We start from the raw sequence: 13,330 nt of genomic DNA, 5'->3' as shown, positions 1-13,330 counted from the left end.
TTTAAGGTCTGACCTATAGGCCTTAAGACCACACAATTCCTATCATCACTTTAAATTTAAAAATGATGATTTTATGATAATTATTTGTTTTTGCTTGCCTTAATGGCTTTATATTTTTCGCGCAAAACCTCTGCACGGCCTTCTTTATTAACCTGACGGGCGCGGCCGAGAGCCAGTGCATTTTCAGGCACTTCATCGGTAATCACACTGCCGGAAGCCACATAAACACCGTTACCAATTGTCAGCGGCGCAACCAGAGCAGAGTTGGAACCGACAAAAGCATTGCTGCCAATCGTGGTTTTGAACTTGTTATAGCCGTCATAATTGCAGGTAATGACACCCGCACCAATATTGGTTTCCTCACCTACGGTCGCATCGCCGATATAGGACAGATGATTGACCTTGGCGCCGGCACCGATATCCGCATTTTTAACTTCGCAGAAATTGCCGACTTTGGCTTTTTCGGCCAGTTTTGCACCCGGACGCAGACGCGCAAACGGCCCTACGCTGGTATTGGCGCCAATATGCGCCCCTTCGATATGGGAGAATGCGTGAATCACCGCACCGCACTCAACGGTCACTTTAGGGCCGAAGAACACATTCGGCTCAATCAGCACATCGGCCTCAATCAGCGTATCATGCGCAAAGAAAACCGTTTCAGGTGCAATCAGCGTCACGCCGGATAGCATTACATCACGGCGCTTGCGTGCCTGCCACAGAGCTTCAGCCTCGGCCAGTTCTGCACGATTATTGATGCCAATGACATTCTCAACCGGTACATCAATGGCAATAACATTCAGCCCCTGCGCATGTGCCAGCTTCACCACATCGGTGAGATAATATTCGCCTTTGGAATTATCGTTCTTCACGGCAGAGATCAGCTGCAGCGCATGCTTGCCGTTCAGCGCCATCAATCCGCCGTTGCAGAATGTGATTTTACGTTGCTCGTCCGTCGCGTCTTTTTCTTCAACGATGGCAATCAGCTTGCCATTTTCTTCAACCAGACGGCCATAGCCGGTCGGGTTTTCCGGACGGAAGCCCATCACCACAATATCCGCGCCTTCCGCCAGCTTGTTACGGGCAGCGCGCAAAGAGGTCTCTTCGATCAGCGGTGTGTCACCAAACACGACCAGCACATCATTATGCGATTCCGCCAGAGCTTCACGCGCAGCCAGAACCGCATGGGCAGTACCAAGACGCTCGGTCTGCTCGTAGAAACGCGCTTTATCGCTGATTTTGCCAACAGCCTTCTGCACATCAGCCGCGCCGCGACCGACAACAACGGCCAGGTCAGCCCCATCATCCACGCCCTGCACGGCCTTAACCACATGCCCCACCAGCGGCAGGCCGGCAATCTCATGCAGTACTTTGGACATGGAAGACTTCATGCGGGTACCCTCACCGGCAGCGAGGATGATAGTCAGGCAGGATCTGGAAGCCATATTAATTCCGTGTTTCATAACTGGCAAAGAGGTCTGAATTATCAGAACCACTTTAAAGGCAAAACGTATAGATTCATTTACACAAAACAAGCAAGGTGCCGATGATTTTGCATGAATCGCGGTATTATTCTGTTTTTAAACAGTTTCCTGTTCAGGATTTATGGTTGTGCCGGTCACTTTTCAGAAACAGCCGGTACGTATCGTGATTAGCCGAGCTTACCCAGCACAGGGAATGTCTCAAGCAGCCAGAAAGCAAAAGCTTCCATACCGCCGGTGAGGAACAGGATACCGGCAAGCACCAGCAAAACACCCATTACTTTTTCGACCTTGCCCATATGCACGCGGAAACGTGACAGGAACCGCATGAAACGGCCGGAGAACAGCGCCGCCAGCATAAACGGAATGCCCAGCCCCAGCGAATAAACAGCCAGCAGCGATGCACCATCCAGCACAGAAGCTTTGGAACCAGCAAGTGTCAGGATCGGCCCCAAGACCGGCCCGATACATGGTGTCCAGCCGAATGCGAAGGCCAGCCCCATAATATAGGCACCCAAAGGTGTAGCCGGTGCGGAATTTGCCTGAAAACGTGCTTCCCGTGACAGCAACGGAATGCGGATCAGTCCGAGAAAATTCAACCCCATCACAATAATAACAAGACCGGCGGCAATCGCCATTTCCTGCTGCCATTGACGCAGAAAGTGACCGATTGACGATGCACCGGCACCAAGCGCCACAAATACGGTGGTAAAGCCGAGAACAAATGCAAATGACGTTACCAGCAACCGGATGCGGTTGCGTGTGGCCTGCGAGGCCTCTCCGCCATTGCGGAAATCATCCACACTCACACCGGCCATATAACAGAGATAAGGCGGCACGAGCGGCAGAACACAGGGAGAGAGAAAAGATAAGGCACCGGCACCAACAGCTGTCAGATAAGAAATGTCGATTGCCATATTATTTCCCTGTCAAATTACGAAATCCGTGACTTTCAGCAACCACCAGCCTTGCTCCGCTGATTCAGTGCGAGCTCACGGGCATGGTGCTGCTTATAGTCGTGCGGGTCTTATAGCCAGAAATGTTCCGGATAGGAACTGCAGGTGCGAATATCGGTAAATTTTCAGGAATCAGCCATGCAAACAATGGCTTGCCGGAATCATTCTTTAAAAGAATCTCATTCGGAGACATGAATCGCCCCTCTGTATTTTTCTTCCGAACACAAAAATCATCAAATATGCATGATATGAGCGCGCTTTCCGCACCTCAACATGGGGAAAAACCGGAAAAAACTTCAAAAAATCCGCTCACACTTCAAAAACAATGATTTTTGGTGTTGACGATAGCGATATCGGCACCTATGTATCGCCGCACTTGCAGAGCATTACCGAGATGCTCCTGACAGAGACTTCTTGTCTCAGAAATTGCAAGAGCGCGTAGCTCAGCCGGTAGAGCAACTGACTTTTAATCAGTAGGTCCACGGTTCGAACCCGTGCGCGCTCACCACTTTCTCCCCTTATAAAATCCTCTTAAATTTGAACAGCTTGTTTGTCTGCGCATTAAATCTGTCTTTGTACCTGTCTTGTGTATAAACTTAAGATTTTGAATTTAAACACTGATTTTAGTGTTGACGATGGCACCAAATCGCCTTATGTATCGCCCCACTTGCAGAGCATTACCGAGATGCTCCTGACAGAGACTTCATGTCTCAGAAATTGCAAGAGCGCGTAGCTCAGCCGGTAGAGCAACTGACTTTTAATCAGTAGGTCCACGGTTCGAACCCGTGCGCGCTCACCACTTTCCTCTCAAATAGCTTACAGATATTTTCTTAAATCGCTTCGCATTATCAAATGCTTGCTGAATGAAAAAAGCCCCGGATGTCTCCAGGGCTTTCAATGTTTTTAAAAGATCTTCAAACTTGTTACCATTTAACGCGAAGTCCGATGGTTCCTTTATAGGCGTAGCTGTCTCCGAAATTATTGAGACTGGTATTTACCGCCCCCTCGCCATAGATGGAATATTTATCATTATCCCAATTATAGCTGCCACCCAGTCCAATTCCGCCCCAGAAACGGTCATTGCGGCTGGCAAAACGCACAGACGATACGTCAACTGCTGAGCCATCGAGGAAATCATAATACAGATTGGCAATACCGTAGACATAAGAACGGTTTATCATGCCTTTATCATTGTACCAGGAGTTCTGATAATCTGCGGAAATACCGATACGACCCTGAAGACTGTCGCCCTTATGAAGGGAAACAGCACCACTATATTGATCGGTAAAATTATCAAAATCGACATTGGAATAAGCGAGCTGTGCCTGAGGTGTAACCGACCAGCGGTCATTCAGCGTAATCCGTTTACCGGTTTCGGCAGATAAAGCATAACCAAAGCCGTTATTACCATCGACGAGAGAGACAGCACTTCCGCCTCTCGTGCTCAGATCACTGTCATACCAAGTTGCCTGTGCCTGTGTATCGATATAGAAACCGTTATTTCCATACCAGGTCAGCGTGCCGCCAAAACCATAACCGTCTGTCGATATCTTACCAAGACCATGTTCAGAACGGGTATCCGCCGATGCATGACCATAATGAACTGTGATACCGCCAATCAGCAGACCATTGTCAGTCTCTGTTAAAACGCCATCAAGACCGGCCTGCATTTTAAAGATGTCAGCATCATATTGCGTGCCTGATGTGGTGACGGCCGGCTTGGATTTCAGGTGCTGGCCTTCAATCCGTCCCCAGATGCCATTACGTTCGGTAAAACTTCCGGCTTCAGCCGCTGGAACAGCCGGAGTACCGATCACGTCCGCGCCCTGCTCAATCATAATATTACCGGCATTGCTCCAGTAACGATTGCCAACGCGCTGCTGCAGGGTCGGAAGGCCGTTCAGAGCCAACAGAACCTGCGGATAAGCCTCATAGACAGGCACACCTTGTGTAAACTGCGGATCGACTGGATCTACCGGATCGACTGGATCTTTCTTGTCGAGCTGAGAACGTAAATACCAGTCATCCGCAATCTCACTGTCTGAATAGTCATCAGCTACGGAGGAGGATTTGGTATTTGGGCCTTTATATAAGGAATAGGCATAGGCACCGGCACCAACAACAGTCTTGCCATTAAACTGATAGGCATTGGCTGCACTTGCATCAAGCATAAAAGCATCAGCTGTTGTTGTGCCACCATTCAAGGAATTTACAAGTTTAATGCCATGCCCCGGCTCAGTATCTGCCCCATCAGGATCAGTCCCTGTATTTTTAATACGCAGCAAAGTCTGTCCGGAAATTGCACCACCATCATTCACAATCATATCAGAAGCTGAGCCGCTGGCGCCAAGGAATGTATCCAGATGGGCAACAGCCCCCTGTGAGCCCATATATTGCCCCTGCAAAATCAGCTGATCGCCGGTTTTACCATCCGACAGGTTGAGAATACCGCCAATGCTGTTGATGTCTCCCTGCAATGTAAAAGCAGCGGGAGCGCCGCCTGATCCGTAAGCTACAACTTCGGAAGCATTTTTAAGATCCAGCTTGGTGAATACAGCCGTCGTTGAAGGCGCAGAACCGGCTTTCTCCTGCAAAACCCATTTTGCCTTCTTATCGAGATTCAGATTCAAAGTTGATACAGCTGCCTTATTGGTCAAGCCAAGCATTGTACCTTCTGAAAAATTGAATGTGGTCATACTTGGGGCAAGAGCAGTTCCGCCGACATTAAGCAGATATCCGCCACTGGCAGCTGTCAGCAAACTATCCGTGCCACGCACAGTCAGAAAATAACTTTGCTGATTACTTGCAACTTCAACAAGGTTCGCCGTTGTTGAAGTTGTAGACGCAACAAGATTATTAAACATCGTGTCGGTCTGTGCATTGGATTGGTTGAAATTACCACTGATACTAATGGCTTCACGGCCTGCTTTAATGGTCGTACTTGAAGTATCGGTATTGGCGTCCAAAACAGCCCCTTGCCAGATAACAGCGATGGCGGAACTGTTGGCGGCAGCCGTTGTATCAATTTCCATGTGACCAAGTGAGGTCAGGCGGCCTTCACCTGTGCCAACATTAGCAGTTTTACCCAGACGGATTGCATTGGCACGACCGGATGTACTCTTAATTTTAATATTGCTGTTGTTTAGCCTGACTTCCGGAACCCTGCGGTTTTGCTCTGAACCTGATACATAAATACCGATAGCATCATTTGATGCCGCATCAATATCGATTGCCAGATTACCTTTTACTTCCACATATCCTGCAGATCCGTTTCCGCTTTGCTGATGCGCACCCTGTATAGCACGAATACCGACTAAAAGAGGGTAGCCAAAAATATACGGTCCGGATTGCATTTTTATATCAAGATTATCAAAAAGCGCGCTTGAGCGCATACCATTAAATGCGGATGTTTCACCGGCATTATTTGTCGATCCGGCCACCACACCATAATGTTCAAAAAACCCACGGCTTGGCAAATTCAACATTTTTAAATTCAATGTACCGATTCTCACGGTACCACCATGCGTCACCCCGACACCATTCTTGGCAATATTATCACCGGCAGGCGCTGCAGAGTTTGCATCAGTATTTTCAATTGTTAAATTAATTGTTTTACCGGCGGCGTCAAATGTTGAGGTAAAATCAGGAGACGTACCATAAACTGAGATACCTACAGCTCCCTTAACCGTCGTTGTGAAATCATTCTCAATTGTCAAAACACGATTAAGTCTCTGACTGTAAATGAGAAAACCGATATTTCCTGAAGATGTATTACCAATTATATTTTGGACAGATGATACAGAACATCCGTTTTGATTATTGCCGTTGTTAACGGTAAAGGTTCCGTTTGCATTGACTACACATGGTGCGGCATTCGCAGCAGAACTGAAAATAAATGCACCGCTAAGTACTGTACTTGCTAATAAGAGCTCTTTCATAAGCACCTCCACATTTATTATGTGTGAATATACTTATATAAGAACACAAAAAATAAAGTACGTAACGTGCAGTACGCACCAAAACAACATCATAAGTTGTATTTTTCACACACTTACGATGATTTCATAAAAATCAGAATGCTAGAATAACAACAAATTGCCAGTCTTATATTGGACTATTTTAATATGCACTCATGCGTATAGTTGGACTGTCAACAGATGATATTTTCACCAAGTTGATCTCCTCATGATACCTACTCGATATCTGCCCCGTATTGCTCTGCAATGCGGGGTCTTTTTATGCCATATGAGATAAATCAACTTTTCGGGAATTGAACGGTGTTGATACAGTGTTCACCCTGCCCATATTACAAAAATACAAATCTACGATAATATAATGCGAAACACAGAACAGTTCGGCAGAGATTGATTTCATTCTCTGCTTTATCAGTATCAGAAAGGCCAATATGACCTCCGGTATCCATCATGTGACCCTTATCACCCGCAATGTGCAGGCCAATATTGATTTTTATGCAGGTTTTCTGGGGTTGCGTCTGGTCAAGCAAACCGGCGGCTTTGAAGACGGTGAGCAGCTTCACCTGTTTTACGGTGATGCCCTTGGCTCTCCGGGTTCGCTGATTACATTTCTTGTCTGGGAAGAAGGTGCGCGCGGCCGTGTCGGCCATGGTCAGGTTGCGGAAATTGCACTCGCAGTCCCGCCGGAATCAATCGGTGACTGGCTGACACGCGCTCTGTCCCGGCAAATTCGCGTTGAAGGCCCGAAGCGTGAATTCGGTGAACCGGTATTACGTCTGAAAGATCCGGATGGTGTTACCGTCAAGCTGGTCGGTCATGACATGCCTGCTGCACATCCGTGGAATTCTGCCCCTACCCGTCTGCACAGCGTTACCCTTTTCACCGAAACGCAGGAAGAAACCGCCGCTTTCATCAAACGCTTCGGCTATAGTGAAGGTCAGCGTGAAGAAACCGTACTGCGCATGGTTTCCGATACGGATTTCGTGGATGTTCGCAATGTCAGCGGCTTTGTGCCGGGCATCCCCGGAACCGGCATAGCTGACCATGTGGCATTCCGCGCCAAAGATGTCGATGCAGTCAAAGCGTCTGAAGCGGAATTGTCACGCCTCAATTCGTCGATCACCAATTTCCATGACCGCAAATATTTCACCTCACTTTATGTGCGTGAACCGGGCGGAACGCTGATTGAGCTGGCAACCGACGGACCGGGTTTTACCATTGATGAAACACCGGAGCATCTGGGTGAAACACTGTTTGTACCACCGCATAATCAGGAGCGCGCGCAGGATCTGAAAGTGATAATGCCGCAATTTGCGATGCCCGGAGAGGAAAGAATTGCCATGCGTGACCTGCCCTTTGTGCATCGCTTCTATACGCCGGAAAATCCCGATGGCAGTGTTATTCTGCTGCTACACGGTACCGGCGGCAATGAAGCCGATCTGATGCCGATGGCGCATCGCGTCAACCCGCGTGCTACCCTGCTCGGCGTGCGCGGACGCAGCCATGAGGAAGGGACTGCCCGCTGGTTCCGCCGCTTTGGCGCCACGCAGTTCGATCAGGCGGATATCCGCTCGGAGGCTGAGGCATTCAACGCCTTCTTTGAAGGTGCCATTGCCTCCTATGGGCTGAAAGCTGAAGATATCACCGTGCTCGGCTATTCCAATGGTGCAAATTTTGCCGCTGCAGTGATGGCGCTTTTCCCGAAACTGATCCGCCGCGCTATTCTGTGCCGCCCGATGCATGTGCTGGAAGATGTACCGCAGGCTGACCTGTCCGGCACAGAGGTACTGACTCTGGCCGGCAAATCTGATCCTTACGGCAAATATGCTGAAGCGCTGAATACATGGCTCAGCAAGAACGGCGCAAGCTTAACGGCAGAGACGCTCAATGCAGGTCATCAGCTCTCGCAGGATGATATTGCCCGTGCAAAGGAATGGCTGCATTTATAAACGCAGCCATAAAAGCATTTCCAGCAAAGTGCGAAGCGGTTTGCATCGGACAATGCGAGGATAAAAAAGATAGAGCGGTTCTGACGATTAAGCTTCAATCAGACCGCTCTATTTATGTTATAAAATTACAATAATTTCTTTTGCGGCATAGACATGTCAGATAAACGCATCTATCAATCGTAATGTTATTACATTTCGACTTGAGGTTTATGATGCTAAAACAGCTAAAATGCGCAACGGCGCTCGGCATATTAGGCTCCCTACTGATTGCCGGTCATGCCGGTGCAGATGAGGAACACAAGCAAGTCTGGCGTTTGTTTATTGCCGATCATACCAAGCCGGTGGTTCGGGCGATTGATCTGGAGAGCGGCAAAGAACTCGGAAAATTTGATATCAAAGGCTATGCCGGTCTGACGGCGAGTGCATCCGGCGAAACTGTATTCGCCGTGCAATCCGATGCCGATCAGGTGAATGTCATTAAAACCGGCATCAGCCTTTCCGATCATGGCGACCATCGTGATCTGGAAGTTTTGGACACAGCTTTGCTGGATGAGAAATTTGAAGGCAAACGTCCGGTTCACGCGGTGATGCATGGTGACAGTGTTGTGCTGTTCTTCGACCGTGAAGGTAAAGGCCATGAACTGTCCGAGCAGGATATTCTGAAAGGCAAGACGCAGGCAAAGATCATTGATGCCACTGCGCCGCATCATGGTGTGATTGTGCCTTTCGGCACTCAATATCTGGCTTCCGTGCCAAATCTGGAAGCAGAAACCAAGCCCGATGCCCTGCCGCCACGCCTCGGCCTGCGTGTTCTTGAGGCTGATGGCACGCAGACCGGTGATGTTGCAACCTGCACAGCCTTGCATGGCGAAGCCTTCTCCGCCAGTCTCGCTGCGTTTGGTTGTGAGGAAGGTGTGCTGATTGCCAGCCCGTCCAAACACAAAAAAGCCGAGCTGAAAATGCTGACCTATGGTGCCGATCTGCCAAAGGGCAAAGTCAGTACATTGATTGGCAGCAAAGCGATGCAGTTTTTCCTCGGCAATTATGGTGAGGACAAGATTGCGCTGATCGACCCTGAAAGCGACACGCCTTATCGCTTGGTTGATCTGCCGACCCGTCGTGTGGATTTTGCGCTCGACCCTGCCCGTCTGAAGAATGCCTATGTACTGACCGAAGACGGCCAGCTGCATCTCATCAATATTCTGGATGGCACAATCACCCGTTCTGCGAAAGTGACCGAGCCTTACAGCAAAGACGGCCACTGGCGTGATCCGCGCCCGCGTCTGGCCGTTGCGGGTGACCATATTGCGATTACCGATCCGCGCCACAGTCTGGTACGCCTGATTAATATTGAAAGCTTTAAAGAAGACCGCACCATTCCGGTGGCCGATCAGCCATTCAGCATTGTTGCTGTTGGCGGCTCAGGAGCAGAGCACTAAGAAATATAAAGCCTCCCAAAATGAAAAGACCAGTTTGATACTGGTCTTTTTTATATTTGCCATTCATATCCCCGCTGCTTAAGGCAAGGGCAATCTGCTCGACAACAAAGCGCTCGAAACCGTCAAAGCAACAGGCACGGATAATTAAGCGACGAACTCCAAAAAGCGATTTAACATTGTTTTGCTAGTACTTAGTTGGTTTTGCGTGAGTGGTATTTCCAGATACATTACATCTTAGATTTGGGAATTACCGGAGGGATGTATGAAGCAGTTGAATAAAATCTGGCTGCTGATTGTTGTTGGTTTTATTTTTTCCGGATGTGTATCCGCACCCGGAATAAAGCAATTTAATAGTACGAAATACACAATCGCAGGTAAAAGGATCGAGATTGCAGCGCTTTGGCACATACAACCAGATTGCGAAAACTTTGGCCTCCCTATTATTCAAGTAATTTCTGCACCTAAAAATGGCAAAGTCGATCTTGGTACGAAGCGCATATTCCCAAGCGATACAGCTTATAAGCGGTGTCGGTCGACTAAAGTTAACGGGCCTGTCGCCTATTACACGGCCAATTCAGGATTTAAGGGAACAGATACTATTAAATTACGATTTGCATATTCAGACGGTGTTTTGGAAGAGAAAACCCTTACTATCATTGTGAAATAAAAAAGCCCCGCAAGTCAGACTTGCGGGGCTTTTTGATTTTTTAGTGCAGATGATTAGTGAGCCATGCCCACAACAGCATCATCATCGCCGGTTTTGGCAATGGCTGATACTTCCGGTTCAACCCATTCGATCGGCTCCGGCTTGCGGATCAGTGCATGTTCAAGCACTTCACCGACATAAGAGACCGGAATGATTTCCAATGCGTTTTTCACATTGTCCGGAATTTCAGCCAGATCCTTGGCGTTTTCTTCCGGAATCAGCACCTTCTTGATACCGCCGCGCAGAGCTGCCAGCAGTTTTTCCTTCAGTCCGCCGATCGGCAGAACACGACCGCGCAATGTGACCTCACCGGTCATAGCAACGTCTTTGCGTACCGGAATACCGGTCAGCACAGAAACAATTGCCGTTACCATTGCTGTACCGGCAGACGGACCATCCTTCGGAGTCGCACCTTCCGGTACGTGCACGTGGATGTCGCGCTTGTCGAACAGCGGAGGCTCGATGCCGAAATCCACCGCACGGGAGCGGACATAGGATGCCGCAGCCGAAATGGATTCCTTCATCACATCACGCAGGTTACCAGTCACGGTCATACGACCTTTACCCGGCATCATCACGCCTTCAATGGTCAGCAATTCGCCGCCCACTTCTGTCCAAGCCAGACCGGTAACAACACCAACCTGATCTTCACCGTCGATCTGTCCGTAACGGAACTTCATGACGCCGAGATAATCAGAAATATTATCCTTGGTCACATGAACCGACTTGGTCTTTTTACGTGCGATTTCCGTGACAGCTTTACGCGCCAGTTTCATCATTTCACGTTCAAGACTACGCACACCGGCTTCGCGGGTGTAGTGCTGGATCACAGCAAGAATGGCTGCTTCATCAACCGAGAATTCATTCGGCTGCAAAGCATGTTCCTTGATTGCCTTCGGCAGCAAATGCCGCTTGGCAATTTCAAGTTTTTCATCCTCGGTGTAACCGGCAATACGGATGATCTCCATACGGTCAAGCAGAGGACCCGGAATATTCAGCGAATTTGCAGTCGTCACGAACATTACGTTGGACAGGTCATATTCGACCTCCAGATAATGATCCATGAAGGTTGCATTCTGTTCCGGATCCAGCACTTCCAGCATAGCCGATGACGGATCACCACGGAAATCCTGCCCCATCTTGTCAATTTCATCGAGAAGGAACAGCGGGTTGGACTTCTTGGCTTTCTTCATCGACTGCACAACCTTGCCCGGCATAGAGCCGATATAGGTTCTGCGGTGACCGCGGATTTCAGCCTCATCACGCACACCGCCAAGCGACATACGCACATATTCACGACCGGTTGCCTTGGCAATCGAGCGCGCCAGCGAGGTTTTACCAACCCCCGGAGGGCCTACGAGACAGATGATCGGGCCTTTGATCTTGGCAGCGCGTGACTGTACCGCGAGATACTCGACAATACGCTCCTTAACCTTATCCAGACCGAAATGTTCTGTATCCAGCACTTCCTCGGCAAAAGCCAGATCGGTTTTGACCTTGGACTTTTTGTTCCATGGCAGGGACAGCAGCCAGTCGAGATAGTTGCGCACCACTGTGGCTTCCGCCGACATCGGGCTCATCGACCGCAGCTTTTTCATTTCAGCCTGCGCTTTTTCCGCAGCTTCCTTGCTCAGCTTGGTCTTGGCAATACGCTCTTCCAGCTCGGCCAGTTCATCCTTGCCGTCTTCACCGTCGCCCAGTTCCTTCTGGATCGCCTTCATCTGTTCGTTCAGATAATATTCGCGCTGGGTCTTTTCCATCTGGCGTTTAACACGCGAGCGGATGCGCTTTTCAACCTGAAGAACCGAGATTTCGGATTCCATATATTCCAGAGCTTTTTCAAGACGCTCACGAACCGACAGGATCGAAAGCATTTCCTGCTTTTCAGCAATCTTAATCGCCAGATGCGAGGCTACCGTATCGGCCAGTTTCGAATGATCATCGATCTGGCTGGTCGCGCCGACAACTTCAGGCGAAATCTTCTTGTTCAGCTTTACGTAATTTTCAAAGTCGCTCATCACCGAGCGGGACAGCGCTTCGATTTCCACCGGCTCTTCTTCCGGCAGTTCAAGAATGTCAGCATAGGCTTCGTGATAATCTTCACGGTCGCTGAATTTGGAAATCTTGGCGCGTGCAATACCTTCGACCAGCACTTTTACAGTGCCGTCCGGCAGTTTCAGCAGCTGCAGCACATTGGCAACTGTACCGATTTCATAAATCGCGTCATTGGCCGGCTCATCGTCGGCAGCATTTTTCTGCGTGGCAAGCAGGATCTGCTTATCAACGCCCATCACTTCTTCAAGCGCACGGATTGATCTTTCGCGGCCGACAAAAAGCGGCACAATCATATGCGGGAAGACAACAATATCGCGCAATGGCAATACGGCATAGAGCCCGTCCTGACCACCCACCGATGTCTTCAACTCTGTATCCGTCATTTTAAGTCCTTTCCCGGGTTAACCACCCGATCGCCACACAATGACCCCCGTTTCATCAGCAAATCACTGCGTGCATCGACTGTATAATTGGCCACCCGTTGCCGCTATTTCAAGCACTGTTTATGCTTCATACAGCAGAATAAATCAGCGCATTTATGACCACCGGATCAAAATGCAATTTTCATACCCATCTTTTAAAGCGGTTTCGCGGTTAAAGAAACGCCTAAAGTGCCGGTTTCGCCGTGTTTCCCCTCTCGTCCACAATCCAGCATAATAAATATGATATTTTAACTCATAAATATAAGAATGTGAGCTCTTGAACGTATATTCAAACGAAAAACGCTCAGGATTGCTCCTGAGCGTTTTTGATTTTCGTCACAGCTGACAGGC

General features: G+C 49.0%; 8 protein-coding genes and 2 tRNA genes. 6 read left to right on the top strand and 4 right to left on the bottom strand.

Features of this window, described 5'->3' with window-relative positions:
• Window positions 1-80: 80 nt before the first annotated feature.
• Window positions 81-1,442 (bottom strand): bifunctional UDP-N-acetylglucosamine diphosphorylase/glucosamine-1-phosphate N-acetyltransferase GlmU, encoded by a 1,362-nt coding sequence (glmU, locus tag LDL70_RS06220; RefSeq protein WP_225687807.1) that lies wholly within the window; start codon window positions 1,440-1,442, stop codon window positions 81-83.
• Window positions 1,443-1,648: 206 nt separating this feature from the next.
• Window positions 1,649-2,395: a cytochrome c biogenesis CcdA family protein gene (locus LDL70_RS06215; RefSeq protein ID WP_225687805.1), complete on the bottom strand. Its 747-nt coding sequence runs from the start codon at window positions 2,393-2,395 to the stop codon at window positions 1,649-1,651.
• 122 nt (window positions 2,396-2,517) lie between these two features.
• On the opposite strand from LDL70_RS06215, the gene LDL70_RS06210 reads away from it, so the two are divergent.
• The 3 genes from LDL70_RS06210 to LDL70_RS06200 all read left to right on the top strand — a co-directional run bounded on the left by LDL70_RS06210 (window position 2,518) and on the right by LDL70_RS06200 (window position 3,233).
• The gene (locus tag LDL70_RS06210) at window positions 2,518-2,763 is read left to right on the top strand and encodes a hypothetical protein (RefSeq protein WP_225687803.1); all 246 of its coding nucleotides are present in this window, start codon (window positions 2,518-2,520) and stop codon (window positions 2,761-2,763) included.
• Window positions 2,764-2,866: 103 nt separating this feature from the next.
• Window positions 2,867-2,942 (top strand) — tRNA-Lys (locus LDL70_RS06205).
• A gap of 215 nt (window positions 2,943-3,157) precedes the next feature.
• Window positions 3,158-3,233 (top strand) — tRNA-Lys (locus LDL70_RS06200).
• Window positions 3,234-3,357: 124 nt separating this feature from the next.
• On the opposite strand, the gene LDL70_RS06195 is transcribed toward LDL70_RS06200, so the two are convergent.
• Window positions 3,358-5,919: an autotransporter outer membrane beta-barrel domain-containing protein gene (locus LDL70_RS06195; RefSeq protein WP_225687801.1), complete on the bottom strand. Its 2,562-nt coding sequence runs from the start codon at window positions 5,917-5,919 to the stop codon at window positions 3,358-3,360.
• A 920-nt stretch (window positions 5,920-6,839) separates the two neighbouring features.
• Here LDL70_RS06195 and LDL70_RS06190 point away from each other — a divergent pair.
• The 3 genes from LDL70_RS06190 (at window position 6,840) to LDL70_RS06180 (ending at window position 10,463) form a co-directional block, all read left to right on the top strand.
• Entirely contained in the window at window positions 6,840-8,357 is a 1,518-nt protein-coding gene (locus LDL70_RS06190; RefSeq protein WP_225687799.1) for a VOC family protein, read from the top strand.
• A 209-nt stretch (window positions 8,358-8,566) separates the two neighbouring features.
• Entirely contained in the window at window positions 8,567-9,796 is a 1,230-nt protein-coding gene (locus LDL70_RS06185) for a metallochaperone AztD (protein WP_225687783.1), read from the top strand.
• 262 nt (window positions 9,797-10,058) lie between these two features.
• Entirely contained in the window at window positions 10,059-10,463 is a 405-nt protein-coding gene (locus tag LDL70_RS06180) for a hypothetical protein (RefSeq protein WP_225687781.1), read from the top strand.
• Window positions 10,464-10,516: 53 nt separating this feature from the next.
• Here LDL70_RS06180 and lon read toward each other — a convergent pair whose 3' ends face one another.
• The gene (gene lon / locus LDL70_RS06175) at window positions 10,517-12,940 is read right to left on the bottom strand and encodes an endopeptidase La (RefSeq protein WP_075655370.1); all 2,424 of its coding nucleotides are present in this window, start codon (window positions 12,938-12,940) and stop codon (window positions 10,517-10,519) included.
• Window positions 12,941-13,330: the final 390 nt, after the last annotated feature.

Origin of the sequence: Pseudochrobactrum sp. XF203, from assembly GCF_020341615.1 — a bacterium.
GTDB classification, from domain to species: domain Bacteria; phylum Pseudomonadota; class Alphaproteobacteria; order Rhizobiales; family Rhizobiaceae; genus Pseudochrobactrum; species Pseudochrobactrum saccharolyticum.
This window is presented reverse-complemented; position numbering and strand designations above follow the sequence as displayed.